The sequence below is a fragment of the Vibrio sp. F13 genome (assembly GCF_020806305.2).
GTDB classification, from domain to species: Bacteria; Pseudomonadota; Gammaproteobacteria; order Enterobacterales; family Vibrionaceae; genus Vibrio; species Vibrio crassostreae_C.
In genome coordinates this window covers 268,693-287,186 of record NZ_CP170176.1, presented here as the reverse complement: position 1 = coordinate 287,186, position 18,494 = coordinate 268,693, and the positions used below count along the sequence as shown (strand labels likewise).

Below are 18,494 nucleotides of genomic sequence, written 5' to 3'. Positions count from 1 at the left end.
AGGTTGGGTTTGTTCGTATTGAGGAAAACATGACCATAATGAGATATGGTCATGCTTTTTCGATTCTAATCTTACGGGAGTGAGACTAGCCGATTACTTGTTGTCTAGTTTTACGAACAACATCGTTAGGACGAAAGACAGTGCAAACACACCCACCACGCCCATCAGTGCTTGAATGAAGTTTTGCGTACCGCCTGCAAGGTAAGCTGGCAAGCTGAATACAGAAGAAAGAATGTAGCTTGTTAAGTGCGTATCGATTGTTACCGAGATAGCACCGAACACGCCTGCAGCCAAGCTCGCGGTCATCATCGCTTTGGTGTATTTCGTGAGTACACCGAACAGAGCTGGTTCTGTGATACCTAGAATCGCAGTAACACTTGAGCCCATCGTAATTGAAGATTGCTCTTTAGAAACCGTTTTACGTTGCTTGTGCCAGATAGCCATTGTCGCGCCAGCAATTGCCATGTTACCCAAACACATGATTGGCATAAGTAGATCCTTACCATACAGTGCAAAGTTGTTCAGGCCGATTGGCGTCATGCTGTGGTGGATACCAAATACGATGGTGATCGGGCGAGTTAGACCAAACACAAAGCCTGTTAACGTCGGAGAGATTTCCAGTAGTGAGCTCATCACCCAACCTGCGCCATTACTTAGCCAGATACCAGCAGGGCCAACAAATGATAGCGTGATGGTCGAAGTTACCGTAAAGGCAAGCAGTGGTGTAAATACAGGCTTCGCAGAAGAAGGAACTAGGCGGTCAACTAACGGAGTCACTTTAGACAATAACCAGATTGCTAGAATCGCGGGAACAATCGCGCCGCCGTAGTTGAGCAGCTCAATAGGAACCACGCCAAGAACGGTCAGCTCCGGAGCAGCGCCTGCGTCTTTTAGCATTGTTGCTTTATCAACAAGCAGAGGCGCTAGCATTGCTGAAGAGACAGCAAGCGCAATGTATTCGTTTACTTTGAATACCTTAGCAGCAGAGAAAGAAACCAGCATAGGTAAGAAGAAGAACACAGCAACAGAGATCGAGCGGAAGAAATAAACTGTGTCTGAGGTTTCAGAGATAACATTGGTTGCAATAAGACCAGACAACAGGCCCATCAACATACCCGCGCCAGCGATTGCGGGTACAACCGGACCAAAGATGCCTGCGACAATACGCATCACGCCTTGGAACAGCTTGCCTTTCTCTAGTTCATCAGCCGGATTAGCGTCAGCTTGTTGAGTGTTTGATAGCGCGTTGAACCACTTCTCGACCTCAACACCGATGATGACTTGAGTTTGGCCTTGTTGAAGTACCACACCTTTCACATCTGCGATCTGCTTGATTGCTTCTTCGTCTACCAGCGACTCGTCTGCTAATTTGAATCTCAGCCTTGTCATACAGTGCGTGATACTCACGATATTGTCTTCACCACCAAGTGCAGTGATTAATAACTGTATATTTTCTTTGAAATTTTTCTTCTTCGATGATGACTTCGAGTTATTAATAACGGCATCACTTTTTTCTACCATTTGCATACTACACCTGTTATTGGAATATATTTAACTCGAGCAATCATAACGACAACCAATTTAAATCCAACGGAGTAAAAAGAGATCTCAATCACACTTGAAATCCGAAAAATTATTTTTTCACCGTTTTTGGCCAATTGGTATGTTTTGGTTATCAAAAAAAATCACTTAACGTACCAATTATTTTTACGCAAAATTAGCGCTTGAAATGTGGTTTTTAAAGCGGTTAGATAATAGGAGTTGACTTAAGTTTAGGTTATTTAATTGTGAAAGAAACTATTATATCTGATATCCATTGTATTATTACTAAACCAGACAGACACAACCTCATTACCGTGGTAGTTGAAACGAATGAAGGCGTGACAGGGTTTGGTTGTGCGACATTCCAACAAAGACCGCTTGCTGTAAAAACAATGGTCGATGAATATTTAAAACCTATTCTTATTGGTAAAAACGCCAATAATATTGAAGACTTATGGCAAATGATGATGGTCAACGCTTATTGGCGAAATGGCCCTGTTATCAATAATGCAATTTCCGGTGTTGATATGGCACTGTGGGATATTAAAGCCAAATTGGCGGGTATGCCGTTACACCAGTTATTTGGTGGTAAGTCTCGTGATGCTATTCCTGTATACACACACGCGACGAGCGACACGATGGAAGGGATTTATGAGCTGGTGGAATCTTTCCTAGACAAAGGCTACAAGCACATTCGTTGTCAGCTTGGTTTCTATGGCGGCGTTCCAACGGATTTGCATACCACTCAAAACCCGACTGAAGGTTCGTACTACGACCAAGATCAGTACATGGACAATACTCTAACGATGTTTAAGTCGCTGAGAGAGAAATATGGTAACCAATTCCATATTCTTCATGATGTTCATGAGCGCCTATTCCCGAACCAAGCGATACAATTTGCGAAGGAAGTCGAGCAATATAAGCCGTATTTCATTGAAGATATTCTGCCGCCAAATCAAACGGAATGGTTGGATAATATTCGCAGCCAGAGCTCAGTTTCATTAGGTTTAGGGGAGTTATTTAATAACCCTGAAGAGTGGAAATCATTGATTGCTAACCGCCGCATTGATTTCATTCGTTGCCATGTTTCACAGATTGGTGGTATTACCCCAGCTCTGAAACTCGGCCATCTATGTCAGAACTTCGGTGTTCGTATTGCATGGCATTGCCCGCCAGATATGACGCCAATTGGCGCAGCGGTAAACACGCATTTGAATGTGCATTTACACAATGCTGCCATTCAAGAACATGTCGAGTACAACGAGAATACACACAAGGTATTCCCGAACGCTGCAGAGCCAATTAATGGCTACTTATACGCTTCTGAAATCGCAGGTATTGGTGTTGAAATCGACCGAGAGGTTGCAGCCGAGTTCCCTGTTATGTATCGCCCCCACGAGTGGACTCAAAGTCGCCTTCCTGATGGCGCGATTCATACCCCTTAACTCGTATTTTTAATATCAAATGGTCGCTATAAGCGGCCATTTTCTTATTTAATATACTTACCAGATATTACGTATTATCTGGTAAGTATATTTCTAGTATCATTAAATTAATAATATTAGATGTGAAATAATATTAGTGGCTAATCTATAGAGTAATTAACTTATATCTATAAAAATTAACCATACTAAATCGAATTAAAAGGTTACTTCTTATCTCGGAAGCTCATGCTCTCATTGTTAAAAGGAGTGTGATAGGTGCATTGATATTTGATGTCGATGATATCGCTGACGATGAATAGATCCCCCGATGCTAAGAAACCTCGGTTGGTGATATTCATCGCCGCGGCATTTTTTTTGCAGCCGAGCAACTCCGCGTCTTCTTTAGATACGTTGATCGCTTGATACGTCGTTAAGTAGCTATCGATCTGAAGACCTTTCGCCAATGCATGTTTCTGGATTGAGCTTTCAATGATCTCGGCATTCATCTCTGGGAAGACACTGACAGGGATCTTGGCTTCTTCAATCTGAACTACTTTGTTGTTAATCAATCGAAGCCGTCTAATTTTCCAGATGTAGTCATTGTCGTCTAAAGAAAAAATCTGCTGTTCGTGGTTATCGGGTAGCGCTTTATTCAGTTGGAGCTTTTTATAAGAGATCTCTTCAAAACTGTTTTCAGTAATGGAGTTGTACACCAGTGGTGTACCAATGAGAGAAGTGTTGACGAAGTAACCAGAACCCACCTTAGATTTCACCATGCCAATAGCCTCTAGCTTGGCTAGCGCTTTTCGAATAGTAAATCGAGATAACCCATATATTTCAGAGAGTTCTCTTTCCGCGGGAAGCTTATGATTGATACTGTTTTGACAGATCTTGCTCACAATATCTTGGACAACTAACTCGTACTTTTTCATAGATCAATAACTTTAAAGTGTATTCACTGTGACTAAAGAATAGTGAACTAAATCAGGGATTCAGTACGCTCTGAATGACTCATAATTGTAACATAGAAGGTTAAGTGGGTGATGATAAATAGGGTTAGTTAGGGATACTAGTGACCACCTTTTGCGCTGACTTGATTACATCTTGTGATTCTAGTCCTCATTTTGTAAAACAAGATTATGAACTTTAACGTGCGGCATTTAATGTCTGTGTTGTTGCTATTTTAAGTGACTAATTCAGGAGTAGGGTATGAGTTCGAATCAAATCAAAATGTCGTATTTGATGTGGGTAATGTGATTGTGCGTTGGTCGCCGCTGGAAATTACTCAACTAACGTTTGGTAACATTGCCGACCCTGAAGCCCGAGCGCTTTCGATTTTCCAAAGTGCGATTTGGTCGGATTTGAACAAAGGGTTCTTAACCGAAAATGAAGCCAAACTTCGCTACCAACAAGAGCTCGATTTATCTTCATTAGAGTGCGACCGCCTGTTTTATTACGTTAAGAAAACGCAGATCTTATTGCATGGTTCTGTCGACCTTATCGAGCGCGTAAAGCGTGCTGGGTATGGTGTGTATGCACTTACCGACAACGTGGTCGAGATTGTTGAACACCTAAAAGCCACCTACGAATTTTGGCCTTTGTTTGATGGCGCAGCCGTATCCGCTGAACTTGGCATGCTTAAACCGCAGCCTGAAATCTACCAAGCGCTTTTATCTAATTATGGGCTCAAAGCTTCAGAAACGGTCTTCATTGACGATATGCCTTATAACGTTGAAGGTGCGAGATCTTTGGGTATGGCTGCTATCCAGTTTACCGATGCCGTTCAGTGTGAAAACAGCTTGCAGGCGCTTGGCGTTAATTTATTAGATTGACACCTTGGCGAGTGAGTTAAATTTGAGGGTGTAGAAAATGAAAAGATACCCACCTAAGTCTATCGTTGCATTCTTGTTTTTGACTATATCAGCGGTGGTTTTAGTTGCGGCTGTCGTGCTTCAAATTCGCGGTGAACAAGCGTGCGATAAAACAACGCTGATAATTAGATTAAGAGCCATGCTATTGAAACATCGCTCTTTTTTAGATTTGGATACGCGCTTTCTTGTTTAATCGCGAGTTTGTTCGGCATTCAAATGCCGAATCAACTTGGCTGGAGTGCCGCCGTACAGGCAATCTGGTGGTACATCACTGTTAACCACTGAGTTCGCTGCGATAACAGAGCGAGCGCCAATCGTAACGCCTTGGTTGATGACTGAGTTTCCACCAATCCACACATCGTCTTCGACTGTGATAGGTAGGCAGAAAGTTTCCCACTTACGGCGGCTGAGATAATCCAGTGAGTGGGAGGCTGTGTAAAACTGGGCACTTGGCCCTATCAATACATTGTTACCAATCTTGATATTCGCGCCATCAAGCATCACCACGTTCATGTTGATAAAGGTGTCGTCACCGATCTCGATGGTTTTGCCAAACTCGCAATGAAAAGGAGGACGGACAACGCTGCTTCCTACTTTACCAAACAGATTAGCCTGAAGACTTGGTAGTTGAGTATCGTCTGAACATTGATTCAAGTCTGATAGCGCCTTGCTGGCGTGAGTGCGCATGTGGTCTACCTCATGGTCTGCGCCATCAAAAATCTCGCCGGACAGCATTTTCTCGAGTTCTGTTTTCATTGTTTGCATCCCATTCGTCAACATCGATATTAGAATACGGATAATTGGACATAAAAAAAGAGAAAAGCCTCAGCCTTTCTCTTCCTATTTTGTACCTTTAAGCATTAATGCTAAGTGAGCCCAGCTATTCAGCAAAAGGCGCGCTTTACCAATTAGATTTGCTCAACGAAACCCATTAGGTGCTTCTTCACTTCGTCTGAAGCAAAAGCACTCTCTACAGAGTACTTGTAGATCTCTGCGTAGTCTTCTTGTGTTAGACCGAACGTTTCACATACACGTTTCACTTCGTTAGTCATGGTTGTGTTCGACACAGTGCGGTTGTCTGTGTTGATCGTTACAACGATGCCGTCTTTCTTGAATTCAGCAATTGGGTGGTCGCTGAATTTGTGAATACATTTAGTTTGCACGTTACTTGTTGGGCAAGTTTCAAGCGCAACCTGCTTCTCTTTAACGATGTTGTACGCGTCTTCGTTACCTTGGATGTGGACACCGTGGCCGATACGCTCAGCGTCAAGCAGTGTGACTGCATCGTAAACGTTCTGACCATGCCATTGCTCACCTGCGTGAACCGTCACACGGTAGCCTTGTTCAATAGCGTATTGCGTGTACTCAGGGAATTCAGCGCAGAAGCCCGGCTTTTCACCGCCTGCAATATCAAACGCAACCACGCCTTTACCAAGGTATGGTTTACCAGCGTCGATTACATCTTTGATTGAGTCTTTCGGGAACATACGAAGTACAGACATGATGTAGTTGCCCTTAATGTCGTATTTCTCTTCTGCACGCTTCATGCCTTTAACCGCACTTGCGATGATTGCATCAAGAGACAAGCCCTTGTTTACGTGAAGAATCGGTGCAAAACGAACTTCTAGGTACTTAACGTTTTCTAGTGCTGCGTCTTCGTAAAGCTCAAAAGAGATACGCTCAATCGCTTCTTCCGTTTGCATCACTTGCAGTGGCAGGCTAAAGCAAGCTAGGTACTCATCAAGGTTTTTGCAATCTTCAGGCACTGTTAGAGACTTTACTACCGCTTCACGGTCTTCTGGAAGTTCGATTCCGTACTGTTTCGCCAGATCAATAATGGTGTCTGGACGAACACTTCCGTCTAGGTGGCAGTGCAGATCAATCTTAGGGAGTGCTAGAAAGTTCATGAGTATTCCTTAGGTCTATTATTTTTTGAGTTATTAACTCATAGGTTACATGGGCTTAAATTAACAAGTTTGTGATATGATTTAAAGTGACATAAAGTCATCATTAATCTGAATCTAAGGAATATCATGGTAGATGTTAAAAGCTTACTCAAATGTGATATGAATTTACTGCTGTGTTTACACGTGTTGCTTGAAGAGCGCAGCGTGAGCAAAACGGCAGAGCGATTGTTCCTTAGTCAGTCTGCGGTGAGTAAACAACTCACTAAGCTGCGTTCTTTGTTTGACGACCCTTTGTTTGAACGTGAGTCAAAAGGCCTGTTTCCAACACCGAAAGCCACCTCTTTAGCGCCTAAAATTCATCAAATCCTTCTGCAAGTTGAACAGCTAACCGTGCCGGACATTTTTGAGCCGAAAGACAGCGAACGTACTTTTAATATCGATCTTGTTGAAACCGCTTATACCGCGATTTACCCTAAATTTATGCCTAACGCGCTAGCAGATGCGCCGAACATTACGGTAAACAGCACTACTTGGAGCAGCGAAACCTTTAAGCGCTTACTAAAGCGTGAGGTCGATTTCGGGATTGGAATTTTTGAGCTCGATGAAAGGGCTAGCACCCACATTCAAAATATCCCTGCCGAGCTAAACCACGTCGAGTTGCTGCAAGATTACTCTGTGTGCTTGATGCGAAATGATCACCCAGTACTTCAAGAAGAGTGGAATCTGCAAGCCTTCCTTAAATATCGTCATATTCAGTTGGTGACCGGTGGCGTTGGCGACTGGTTGCTACTGGAAATCTTGCAAGCCAAACAGCTTCAAATTAACAAAGCCGCCAACGTGTCGGACATCACCAGCGCAGTAAAGCTGTGCAAACAAAGCGATTTGCTGATGTGTTATCCGTACAACTCGGTTCGTGACTATATTGAGAGTGGCGAACTGGTGATGAAGCCGATTCCTATTGAGTTGGTTCCCGGTGGTTTGTTTTTGCTTTGGCACCGTTACTTTGATTCTGAACCAAGCCACAAATGGCTTCGCGACCTCATAGTCAATAAGACCCAAGAACCTCAGCTGTAAACCGCGAGCTACGATGATCAAAACGGCGAAATAAGTTTTTTAAATTTATTTCGTCTTTTTCGAATGAGCATTGTCTTATTACGGGTGCCAAATGCCCGCCAAGAATGAGATATCTAAATGAATCCAATGCCATCGATTCCGCAACAAGTCATTGAAGATGCTTGTGAGTGGGCAATTATGCACGGTTCGTCGCACCTTTGAACAACTGAGTTGTCAGCTTTCATCGGGTGATAACCAACGTTTGTTATTGCAAGATGTCGGCGCGGTTGATGTGGTGTACCTAAGAGCGGGCTACCAGTATTCAGATTATTGGGCTCCAGAGCTAAATGAATCGGTGTGTTGCCATACGTTAAGTCAGACTCGCTTGTTTATGGAGCAACACCATGTCGCAATGAACGCGACTATCAGCCAGCAATTAGCGACCAGCAAAACCATGCAAATGCTGCTGACCATGATGTCAGCAGCAGAATACGCCCGCTGGGGTTTAACGCGAGAAGAAGCCGAACTGGTCAAGAGTGTTCTGGCTGATATGAAGCCTATCACCAATGAAGCAATTGAATGGTTTAACACACAAGCTGATAAGCAAGAATGGGTGCTGAAAAACCAAGGTGAGGGCGGTGGTCATTGTGTCTTTGGTGACGACATCAGCGAACAACTGAGCCAGCTTAAACCAGAAGAGTACGACGCGTGGGCATTGATGCAGCGCTTGTACCCGCATGAACGTGACGTGCCGACCATTGCAGTGCGTGACACTCACCAAACGCTCGTGACAGACTTAGTCAGCGAAGTGGGTTTGTTCACCGTTTACTTCAAAGGTGAACCAGTAACAGAGCTAGACGGCTACGCGGGTTACTTGATCCGCAGTAAACCTGCCAGCGAAAATGAAGGTGGAATCCACAGTGGCAAAGGGATTCTCGATTCGTTGGTGTTGATTGATTAGTTGAATCGGCATTAAAAACCAGAACTCATGTTCTGGTTTTTTTGTATCTGAGCTAAGTAAAACTTCAGAGTTTGGATAACAATAATCACGCTGCTAACTTGGTAAAGGCCAACGGGGTTTGTCCGGTTTGCTGTTTGAAAAAGGCGATAAACGCACTGTTAGATGAGAACTCTAGCAAATGTGCCACATCACCGACTTGTCGGTTTTCTGAGAGCAGTTCAATCGCTTTAAACAAGCGCCATTGCTGTCGCCACTCTTGGTAAGTCATGCCTGTTTCGGCTTTGAATAATCGAGTAATCGTTTTGGTGCTTGCGCCAACCGAGTTCGCTAATGTCGAGAGGGCTGGGGCAAGAAAGGAAGCGGTTCGGACTTGTTTGCAAAAGCTTTTAAAGCGGCGATCTGTCGGTAGTGGCAAGATAAACGAGTGTTGGTTAGCACTGTAAAACTCTTCCCAGAATAGGTTGGCGGTATTGGTGGTTTGCTCGCGGGCAACATCCCAATCCCAGAAAGCCATCTTATTGATCAGGGCTTTTAAAAGCTCATTCACTTCCACAATTTCAATCGCTTCTGGGCAGGTGTAAATACTGCTATCAAAATAGAGCGACCGATAAGCAACCACATTGGTCATCTGCGCGCGATGTTTGGTATAAGGCGGGATCCACACGGCTTTAGTCGGCGGCAAAATGCAAATGGCGTTTTCTAAGGTCAAGGTGATGCAACCCTGCGGAGCATACAGCAACTGTCCTTTTACGTGGTGATGTATTCCTGAATCATGCTGACCTAGCTCTGCCGCAATCCCTATTACGGGCGCAGGTAAGCTGTCTGCATCAAACTCAATCGTTTCGCTGATTAATGCCATTTGTCCTAATCTTGTTGTTTTTGGTTTTAATGTTGTTAACGAGCCAAGGTTAGTTTCCCCTAGACTCCTCGTCAAGTTCACTGGTCTTGGAAAAATGATGAAAACAAAACCTTCTTTATGGCAAATGGTGCTATTGCTGATGTTCCCTCAAATCGCAGAAACCATCTATAGCCCGACTCTGGATTCAATATCGAAATCCTTTGATGTGAGTTACGCACAAGCGGCGCAAACCCTCTCGATCTACTTCTCAGCGTTTGCGCTCGGTGTTGTGGTATGGGGCATATTGGCAGACAAATGGGGGCGTCGACCAACCATGTTACTGGGCATGGGGTTATTCGCCTGTTCAGCACTTATTGCTATGCAAACCGACAGCTTTACGTGGTTGATGATAGCCAGAGCCATGGGTGCTTTCGGGCTTGCGGTGGGCTCGGTGGTGACACAAACCATGTTGCGCGATGCCTTTAGCGGCGCGGAACTGGCCAAGGTGTTTGGTTACATGGGGATGGGGCTGTCGATTAGTCCAATCATCGGGCTGCTTCTTGGCGGTCAACTAAGCCAAGCGGGCGGGCATCAATATGTGTTTATTGCCTTGTTTATTATGGTGTTAGCGTTGTTGGCACATAGCCTATGGTCATTGCCTGAAACGCAACAATCTAAGCAGCCATTGCAGTTAAAGTCACTCAGTATTCACATGATCAAAGATAGCAATATATGGATGTCTGCGTTGCTGGTTGCGTCGTTCAATATTGCACTGTTTTCCTATTATCAATTGGGTTCATTTGCCTTCATTCAACTTGGATTTAGCGTTGAGCAGTTTGGCTACAGCGGCATTGTGCTTGGGTTCGGGACTCTGTTGGGAAGCTTGGTGAACAAGACATTGTTGAAGAGACAAGTGTCTTCAATGTCTCTGATTGGTATCGCAGCAGGGCTTCAAACATTAGGTGCGGTGGGTGTGTATTTTTCACAACACACGATCTGGTTCTTGCTTCCAATGATGTTGGTGGTTATGGCGTTTGGCATTGCGATTCCCAATGTATTGAGCCGAGCGTTGGTACGTTACCAATCTCAAGCAGGAAGTGCAGGCGCACTGTTTGGTTTGATGTATTACACCTTGATCGGCTCAGGGCTCGCTTTAGCGGGAATGCTCCAAGATCTAGGTGTAGTGTTGGTACTTTGTGGCGCGTTATCTGTTCTGGTGACGATACGCAGTCGACTCCAGCTTAAACGCTAAGTCTCTCATCTGTATTGATAAATTCCGTGTCCTGTTTGGCGCGGAATTTATCATTTCTTGGTTTGTAAATTTGGATATTGACAGGGGTAGAGTGATCGTTCTACTCTGTAGGTAGAACAATCATTCTACCCTTTGTCGGGTATTGAGAGAGCACTATGTTGAGAGAACAGATTGCAGCAAGCTTAGAGGTGGCATTTAGCCAGCAAGGTTTTGCTGAGCCGAGCGTTGCACAGCTGAAAACGGCGTGCGATGTAAGCCTAAGAACCTTGTATAAACATTTCCCTTCAAAAGAAGCGATGATCGTTGGTGCCTTGGAATATCGACACCAACGCTACTTAGATTTCTTGTTGGAAACGTCGCCTGAAAAGGGGCTCGCATCGGTTACTCATATCTTCAACAAGCTCCAACAATGGTTAGAAGAGTATGCGCCACATGGGTGCATGTCGATGAATGCGATGGCCGCGTTTCCCGATAATGAGCTTATCAGCCAAGCGGTTACACAGCATAAAGAACAAGTTCGTTTGCTAATAGGCAAGCAGAGCCTGCGAGAGGATCTCGCGACACCGCTGTTTTTACTTCATGAAGGCGTATCAAGCGCGTGGCCAGTATTAGGCGAAGAAGCGGTGGCATCAGCACAGAATATGGTGACAAAATTACTCGAGGAAACACGATGAAATTCGAACTACCGAAAACAATGAAAGGCGTAGAGATGTTGGGTCACGGTGGAGCAGAAATGCTTGGCTACCGCGGAGATATCGCGGTTCCTCAAATCGAACCTAATGAAGTGCTGATCAAAGTCATGGCTGCAGGCGTTAATAATACTGACATCAACACGCGAATCGGTTGGTATGCAAAAAGTGATGATTCAGACGATGCCAGTTGGTCGGGTGAAGCGCTAAAGTTCCCTCGTATCCAAGGTGCTGACGTGTGTGGTTTTATCGTGGAAGTCGGCAATGAAGTCTCAGTTGACCGTATTGGTGAGCGTGTTCTGATTGAGCCTTGTTTGACCGAGGTTTATGGACGAGATCTGCCACAGCCATGGTATTTCGGATCTGAATGCGATGGTGGTTTCGCTGAATACACCAAAGTAGCAGCTAAGCACGCTTACGCGGTGAACAGCACCATGTCGGATGTTGAGCTAGCGTCTTTCCCATGTTCTTACTCAACAGCAGAGAACATGCTAACTCGTGCCAATGTGGCTGAAGGTGATCGCGTGCTTATCTCAGGTGCATCGGGCGGTGTGGGCTCTGCGGCTATTCAGCTAGCAAAAGCTCGCGGCGCGTATGTTATTGCCATCACTAGCCCAAGCAAGAACCAACAGTTACTTGAACTTGGCGCTGATGAAGTGATTGCCCGTGATTCAGATTTGGTTAACGCGCTAGGCGAAAGCAGCGTGAATGTGGTGATCGATTTAGTTGCTGGTGACAAGTGGCCAGAGTTTCTTGAAGTCCTAAAACCGCATGGCCGTTATGCCGTATCTGGCGCAATTGGTGGCGCTATGGTTGATCTTGATGTCCGAACTCTGTATCTCAAAGACCTTAGCTTTTTTGGTTGCACGGTTTTAGAACCACAGGTATTCCAAAATCTAGTCGACCGTATTGAGAAGCAGCAGATTGGCGCCATCGTCGCAGAGTCTTATCCGTTAGCCGATATTCATAAAGCGCAAGATGAGTTTTTAAAGAAAAAACACGTTGGTAAGATCGTGTTGGAAGTGGCAGAACGCTAGTTTTAGTCAGCTTCACGGTTTAGATTTATGGAAGAGCGAGCAAGCGTTATGTGCTCGCTTTTTTGTTTCTGGCGAATGCTGGCGGGCTCAGTCTTGCAACCCGTTGAGTAACAGATCCTATACAGCTGAAAGTTAATGATTCATTTATCATTGTGTGGTTTATGAATTAACTGTGCGATAATTACCGCCATTATATATCCCTATCTATGTTGTATTTATCTAGGAGCCGTATTGATGTTTAAAAGGGTATTGCAGGCACTATTCTCACCTTTTGTTGATTCAAAAAACAAACCCTCTGCAGAGCCTGCCCAACAAGAGCAACAACAAATCGTTGCTACTGATTCTGTTCAGTCTTCAATCTTTGTTCCGCCGTCGTCCACTCAGCCATCATCATTAATCGTCGATAATACGCTTAGCCTTCACGATGGTGAGTTCCTTGATTATTTGTTTGGAGAGTCTCGCCTTCGAACGGAGTCAGACCCATTTAGTGATTTTGTCGCTTGTCAGATCGAACGTTTGATTCGCTCTCCAAAAGCCCTGCTTAATGAACTGCCAGTGATGCCAGCCTCTGTAACCACGTTAATGGCAGAATTACAGAGTGATGAGTTTGATGTCGATGCACTGTTAAGAGTGATTGAGCGCGAGCCGAGTATGGCTGCCGATGTGATTAAACTGGCTAACAGCGCCTTCTACAAACGCAGTGAAAAACAAGTTACTGACTTAAAAACTGCTTTCCTCAATATGGGTTCACAAGGGCTCGTTGAAGGGGTGGTGAATAGCTACATGAAGAACTTCACGCCGGGGAACAATATTTACTGGCGTCACTTCGGTGAGAAAATTTGGAATCACAGTGTTCAAACCGCGTCGTTTTCTAAGGAGTTGATGAAAGACTCTTCATCTCAAGAAGAGCAAGCAGCGGCGTATTTTGTTGGGTTAATTCGCAACTTAGGCAAGATGATCATTTTCCAGATGATGGTAGAAGCCTTCAAGCATGTTGATCCTTCTGTTCCACCTAACTCGTTAGCATTGAAGCGCCTGATGAACAGCTACTCCATTCGCCTGACTTACACCATTGCTAAGTTCTGGGAACTGCCAGAGTCTGTGTTGACCGCGATTGGCTACCAAGAGTCTAGCCGATACGAATGCACACCACTTGGTCAAGCTGTGTTTGAAGCTAACTACTTGAGTGAATTGTGCTATTTACGGGAAGAACAAACGATTGAAGTCGAGCAATTTAAGCGTAGATGCAAAGAGACACTGATGTCTCCGGCTGCATACAAAGTGGCTAACCGTATCTATAAAGAGTCTGAATTGGCGCTAGTGAGCTAACCCTTAGCCTATTCGACCTACGCTGTGACTGAACATAATGATTGGTTGCAGCTTGGTTGGGCTAGGTTGTGAAATACATTCAGCTACGAAATACGCTTACAAATGGCTAATCCACAGCTTGTCGAGCTCACACCAACCGAAACCATTTACTTGTGCGCCGTGTATCTTTTCAGAAACCTCTAAGTTGAACGCCTCTTGCTTGAGCTCAGTCACAACCCCAGATTCATGCAACCAATGCCGGAGCGACAACAGTGCATTCATCGCTAACTCAAAGTCTGGTTGGTTTGTTATTGAAGCTAAGCCTTGTTCGATTGTCTCTAGCATCTCAGCAGGCAGCACTAAGTCCTCAAATGGGAAGCGAGTGAAAAAGCTTAACCACGAAGTGAAGGTGTCGTTCTCATCAATAATGCTACACAACACGACGTCTTTGGTAGTTAGGTAGTTAGTTTGGTAGTGACCATATTCCACGCTGGTTTTGTGGTCGCCGGATACTGATAATTGCTCGAAAAGGGTTTGGCATTCAGAGGTGTCTTCAACGGTGAACTCCCGCTCTGTTTTCGACAACGCTGGGTTTTGAATTTTGAAGAAGGTTGAGCCGAATTCCGGTTGGGAAGCATGGCCATCGCAACGCACAGTGGTCGTTTTCTCGGGCAGTTTCACGCACACCTGATTTTGAGCGCAGGCTTTGCTTTGTGCCCATTCTGGATAGACCCACAACTCGACTCGATTGAGAATCGGCGTGCTGTGTGAATAGGCGCTATTACGGCTCAATCTCAACATCTTGCTTGAGAATATGTCTAATGAGAACGCGCCAGATCCAATCAGCCTATCAGTTGGTGATGAGTGATCAAATACGGAAGCTTCAGCTCTGGCAAGTAGGCGTGGTAAATGCCAATCAGGTTGATTCAGTTTCACGACAACCACATTGCCTGCCGAGACAGAGACCTCATCAATATGCTGATAACAACGACGCCATATTTTGCTTTGGCAGAGCGAGTTAAGGTTGCGCGCTATGTCTTGAGGTTCGAGTGTTCTTCCGTTATGAAACTGAACACCATTACGAATTTGAAAGTGCCACTGTGTTGCATCTTGATGAGCCTGCCAATGATAAGCCAGATCGCCGCTGAGTTTGCCGTGCTTAACGGAGGTTAGGCGTTGGCAAACTTGCATAACTAAGAAACGTTCGGTGCGTCTAAGCACGCGTTGAGGGTGAAGCGCTTCGAGTTCTCGGTGAAACGGGATGTACGCGATATTCTGCGCCGACGGATTGGTATTGCTTAGAAAGGCTTGTAACTCAGCGCTAGCATTGCGGCCACTCAATCCAACCTTGTGCTGTCATCGCTTTGAGTAAGGTCTGAACGTGACGTTCACTCACGTGCAGCAGTGTGGCCAGTTGGTTGACCTGACAGTGTGATACTCCAGGCCCAAAAGCCTGAAATATCTTTTCATACCGTTCAAGCTTGCGCTTAAGGTTGCCCAATTTGCTTTTCCTAACGACGAGGTTGAGTTAAATGTGAATAGCCAGAATCAATCAGTGCGTTTTCCATCGTATCGAGAACTCGAGAGGTTATCTCTGAGCTCAGGATATTCGATTCAGTTTTGCCTTGAAGCACCAAATCTGAAAAATGGTCGATTTCAAACTCGAATCCATTCCCTGTCACTCGGTAGTTAATGGTCGACTTTTTGCCTTGATGTTCAATCTCAATAAAGGCCGGATTCCACCATTTTTCGTGAATGGTGATTTTGGTTTCAGGTCCACTCAAGTGTGCTGATCGGGGAAGGTTTTGCACTGTTGATGCCGATATCTTACCGCTTATATCACCAGAGAATGTAAAGCATGCATTGGTATCAACATTCGCTCCCTCATAAAGACACGACATCTCTACCTGAGGTTTTGAAGGGTTCACACCCAGTGTTCGGCATAGATCGTAAAAGAACCAAAGTCCATAGACCCCAACATCGAGCGTTGATCCGCCTGACAAATCCGGATTGAAGATAAACAAATCGGGCTCATAGTCGTGATGGTTACCAAAGCTGGCTTCGATTGAATCTATCTGAATGTTGTTATCGACCAAGAATGATTGGAGCTCACGATATGCGGGAAACACCACGGTTTTCATTGCTTCTAACAGCATCACGCCATTTTGCTTCGCGAGAGCTTTCATCTCAAGCCAGTCAGCAAGGTTGGTAAAAGCCGGCTTCTCGACCAATACATGTTTTTTATTCTTTAGAAACAACTCAGTGAGTGGCTGGTGGTATGGGTGAACCGTAGCGATGTAAACCGCTTCAACACTTGGGTCATTCGCCATCTCTTCATAAGAACCATAAGCCTTGTCGCAAGCAAACTTGTTGGCGAACGTGGCTGCGCGTGAGTGATCTCTGGCGGCAACCGCATCAAGCTCACCATGCAGAGAGTGCTCTGTGACTGCGGTTGCGAATCGATTGGCGATATTGCCTAGCCCTGCGATGCCCCATTTTATTTTGCGTTGCGTGTCGCTCATCTGTTGCTCCAAATCGTTGTTTTGTATCAGTGTACTCAGAGACGTCACATACAAATAGAGAACAGATTTCTCAACCTGTTCTCTATTTATTTTATTCTAGTTGAAGCTCAGGATTAGCTCTGTATTGAGTGTTTCCAATCGGCTAGGGCTTTAATGTGTTTTGGCCCGATGCCACAACAGCCACCGATAATATTCGCGCCCAGTGCATGCCAGCGTTTAGCGTAAGTTAAGTAACCTTGGCCATTCAGCTCACGCATCTCCTGAAACATATCATTCGCTTCATGTTCGTTGCTGATAGGCGCAAAATTGTTGGCATAGACACCAACTTCTAAATCACTGCCTAGCTCATCGATCACTTTCTTGGCATCGATAATGGCTTGATCCATCACTTCAGGCACTGAACAGTTAAACATAATGCCTGTCGCGTTTGATTGGCAGGCAAGTTTGATGGCGTCTGTTACGCTCTCGCCAGAACGAATATTGGCAGAATCGCCCTTGGTATCTTCCAAACTGAACGCGTAGTAACACGGCTTATCTGACTGCTTAAGAACCGCATGAATGGATTCGAATTCTTGCAGGCTACAGATGGTTTCCGCGATCCAAAGATCGATGTTTGGAGCCTGGGCATCGTAAAGCGTTTGGATGATTGGCGCCGCCTCTTCTACCTTAAATAAGTCTGGTCGGTAGCTGCCAAATGGCGGTGGAATCGCGCCTGCTACTTTCACCGTGTGGGTAGCATTGTCTGCAACTGCTTTAGCCAGCTCACCAGACAGTGTGGCTAGTTCAAAACCGCGTTGCTCGAACAGCTCTTCACCCAAATGAAAAGGCACACAGGCGTAGCTATTGGTGATTAGGATTTCAGCACCTGCATCGACAAAGTTTTGATGCGCTTGGCTAACAAATTCGGGTGCTTCAATCAGCGCTTGAGCACTCCAAAGCGGTTGAGAAAATGGCGCGCCAATTTCTTTGAGTTCTCGGCCCATGCCGCCATCAAGTATGGTTAGTGTTTTCATATTTAATACTATCTAAAACAGTTGCTGAAGTTCTGCCGTCACCATATCAGACAACCTTGTCAGACAGAAGCCATCAAGCCAAGGTTCAACTATCGATGAGGGAGTTTCGTTATAAGCCGTCTAGCGGGCTAGTCGTGCCACTAAAGTGTTGCCCAATAACGTGAGTGTAAATCTGAGTTGTCTTAACATCACTGTGCCCCAGTAGCTCTTGAACCGTTCTGATATCGGAGCCTGACTTTAGAAGTTGCGTAGCAAAACTGTGCCTGAAAGTATGACAACTAATTCGCTTGTGGCGCAATTTATTAGAGTTAGTCGCCTTCTTCAGCGTTTTTCGGAGTACCGAATCATGTAGGTGGTGTCGGCATACGATCCCCGACTCAGAGTGTTGAGTGACGGATTTTGATGGGAATAGGTACATCCAAGCAAGTTGTCGATAGGCACTAGGGTATTTTTTACCTAATCGGTGAGGCAAAGATGGCCCAAACCCATTCAAGTTATCTTTAGCGAGCAGAACTGCAACTTGTGAAATTTTGTCTTGTATAGCTTCAGTGAGTGAAAAACTTAAAATTGTCACTCGGTCTTTATTTCCTTTCCCATTGTGAACAGTGAGAGACCCTTGTTTTAGATCTATATCTTGTACTCGAAGCCTCAGGCATTCCGATACTCTCAAACCTGAACCATACAACAAGCGAAAAAACAGTTGATATTTAGGATCTATTTCATTGATCACCGAGATAGCTTCCGCATGATTGAGTACGCTAGGAATTTTTCGAGACCGAGTCGCATAGCTAAACCCTAAGTCTCCTAGAGGTTGCTTAATAAATTGATTGTATAAATAGGCTAGAGCATTGAGAGCTACCTTTTGAGTATTGATGGCTACTTTTTGTTGATTAGCTAAATGAGAAAGAAAGGAGACAACTTCAGCGGCATGCATCTGTTCAGGGTGTTTAAGCTTATGAAAATGAATGAAGTATTTTATCCAGTAACAGTAGGCTTTGATTGTCTTGCGACTATAGCCTCGCATCGTCATATGTTCGCAAATTGCCTGCATGAATTGACTCGCCATATATTCCCCTC

The 18,494-nt window shown here is 44.9% G+C and carries 16 protein-coding genes and 2 pseudogenes; 9 read left to right on the top strand and 9 right to left on the bottom strand.

What is annotated here, in order from left to right:
- Positions 1-93: 93 nt before the first annotated feature.
- Positions 94-1,527 (bottom strand): PTS transporter subunit EIIC, encoded by a 1,434-nt coding sequence (locus LMH68_RS16255; RefSeq protein ID WP_229647615.1) that lies wholly within the window; start codon positions 1,525-1,527, stop codon positions 94-96.
- Between the two features lie 260 nt (positions 1,528-1,787).
- On the opposite strand from LMH68_RS16255, the gene LMH68_RS16250 reads away from it, so the two are divergent.
- Positions 1,788-2,987 carry an enolase C-terminal domain-like protein gene (locus tag LMH68_RS16250; RefSeq protein WP_004732372.1) on the top strand — a complete coding sequence of 400 codons (1,200 nt, stop codon included), beginning with the start codon at positions 1,788-1,790 and terminating at the stop codon, positions 2,985-2,987.
- Positions 2,988-3,190: 203 nt separating this feature from the next.
- On the opposite strand, the gene LMH68_RS16245 is transcribed toward LMH68_RS16250, so the two are convergent.
- The gene (locus LMH68_RS16245) at positions 3,191-3,898 is read right to left on the bottom strand and encodes a GntR family transcriptional regulator (protein WP_017065208.1); all 708 of its coding nucleotides are present in this window, start codon (positions 3,896-3,898) and stop codon (positions 3,191-3,193) included.
- 255 nt (positions 3,899-4,153) lie between these two features.
- Between LMH68_RS16245 and LMH68_RS16240 the strand changes: the two genes are divergently transcribed.
- The gene (locus tag LMH68_RS16240) at positions 4,154-4,798 is read left to right on the top strand and encodes an HAD family hydrolase (protein ID WP_324295268.1); all 645 of its coding nucleotides are present in this window, start codon (positions 4,154-4,156) and stop codon (positions 4,796-4,798) included.
- A 37-nt stretch (positions 4,799-4,835) separates the two neighbouring features.
- Positions 4,836-5,030: a hypothetical protein gene (locus tag LMH68_RS16235; RefSeq protein WP_229647616.1), complete on the top strand. Its 195-nt coding sequence runs from the start codon at positions 4,836-4,838 to the stop codon at positions 5,028-5,030.
- Here the strand turns inward: LMH68_RS16235 and LMH68_RS16230 are convergent.
- Positions 5,027-5,593: a sugar O-acetyltransferase gene (locus LMH68_RS16230; protein WP_102321248.1), complete on the bottom strand. Its 567-nt coding sequence runs from the start codon at positions 5,591-5,593 to the stop codon at positions 5,027-5,029. The genes LMH68_RS16235 and LMH68_RS16230 overlap by 4 nt on opposite strands.
- Before the next feature lie 152 nt (positions 5,594-5,745).
- Positions 5,746-6,744: an adenosine deaminase gene (gene add / locus LMH68_RS16225; RefSeq protein WP_017071685.1), complete on the bottom strand. Its 999-nt coding sequence runs from the start codon at positions 6,742-6,744 to the stop codon at positions 5,746-5,748.
- Positions 6,745-6,870: 126 nt separating this feature from the next.
- On the opposite strand from add, the gene LMH68_RS16220 reads away from it, so the two are divergent.
- Together LMH68_RS16220 and LMH68_RS16215 are read left to right on the top strand one after the other, a co-directional pair.
- Positions 6,871-7,818, top strand: a complete 948-nt coding sequence (locus tag LMH68_RS16220; protein ID WP_017061092.1) for a LysR family transcriptional regulator — start codon at positions 6,871-6,873, stop codon at positions 7,816-7,818.
- A gap of 181 nt (positions 7,819-7,999) precedes the next feature.
- Positions 8,000-8,758 (top strand): annotated as a pseudogene (locus LMH68_RS16215) (glutathione synthase); the annotation flags it as partial.
- Positions 8,759-8,843: 85 nt separating this feature from the next.
- On the opposite strand, the gene LMH68_RS16210 reads toward LMH68_RS16215, so the two are convergent.
- Entirely contained in the window at positions 8,844-9,617 is a 774-nt protein-coding gene (locus LMH68_RS16210) for an AraC family transcriptional regulator (RefSeq protein WP_102428899.1), read from the bottom strand.
- A 97-nt stretch (positions 9,618-9,714) separates the two neighbouring features.
- Between LMH68_RS16210 and LMH68_RS16205 the strand changes: the two genes are divergently transcribed.
- From LMH68_RS16205 to LMH68_RS16190, 4 genes are all read left to right on the top strand, one after another.
- Positions 9,715-10,848 (top strand): multidrug effflux MFS transporter, encoded by a 1,134-nt coding sequence (locus LMH68_RS16205; protein WP_102428900.1) that lies wholly within the window; start codon positions 9,715-9,717, stop codon positions 10,846-10,848.
- A gap of 155 nt (positions 10,849-11,003) precedes the next feature.
- Positions 11,004-11,522: a TetR/AcrR family transcriptional regulator gene (locus LMH68_RS16200; protein WP_065583851.1), complete on the top strand. Its 519-nt coding sequence runs from the start codon at positions 11,004-11,006 to the stop codon at positions 11,520-11,522.
- The gene (locus LMH68_RS16195) at positions 11,519-12,574 is read left to right on the top strand and encodes an alcohol dehydrogenase family protein (protein WP_229647617.1); all 1,056 of its coding nucleotides are present in this window, start codon (positions 11,519-11,521) and stop codon (positions 12,572-12,574) included. Before LMH68_RS16200 ends, LMH68_RS16195 begins: the two co-directional genes overlap by 4 nt.
- A gap of 234 nt (positions 12,575-12,808) precedes the next feature.
- Complete coding sequence (locus tag LMH68_RS16190) at positions 12,809-13,903, top strand: HDOD domain-containing protein (protein WP_229647618.1); 1,095 nt, start codon at positions 12,809-12,811, stop codon at positions 13,901-13,903.
- Between the two features lie 96 nt (positions 13,904-13,999).
- Here LMH68_RS16190 and LMH68_RS16185 read toward each other — a convergent pair.
- From LMH68_RS16185 to LMH68_RS16170, 4 genes and pseudogenes are all read right to left on the bottom strand, one after another.
- Positions 14,000-15,383, bottom strand: a pseudogene (locus tag LMH68_RS16185) (ABC transporter substrate-binding protein).
- Positions 15,384-15,393: 10 nt separating this feature from the next.
- The gene (locus tag LMH68_RS16180) at positions 15,394-16,404 is read right to left on the bottom strand and encodes a Gfo/Idh/MocA family protein (protein ID WP_229647619.1); all 1,011 of its coding nucleotides are present in this window, start codon (positions 16,402-16,404) and stop codon (positions 15,394-15,396) included.
- 113 nt (positions 16,405-16,517) lie between these two features.
- Positions 16,518-17,417, bottom strand: a complete 900-nt coding sequence (locus LMH68_RS16175; protein WP_229647620.1) for a homocysteine S-methyltransferase family protein — start codon at positions 17,415-17,417, stop codon at positions 16,518-16,520.
- 109 nt (positions 17,418-17,526) lie between these two features.
- Entirely contained in the window at positions 17,527-18,483 is a 957-nt protein-coding gene (locus LMH68_RS16170) for an integron integrase (protein WP_017067063.1), read from the bottom strand.
- Positions 18,484-18,494: the final 11 nt, after the last annotated feature.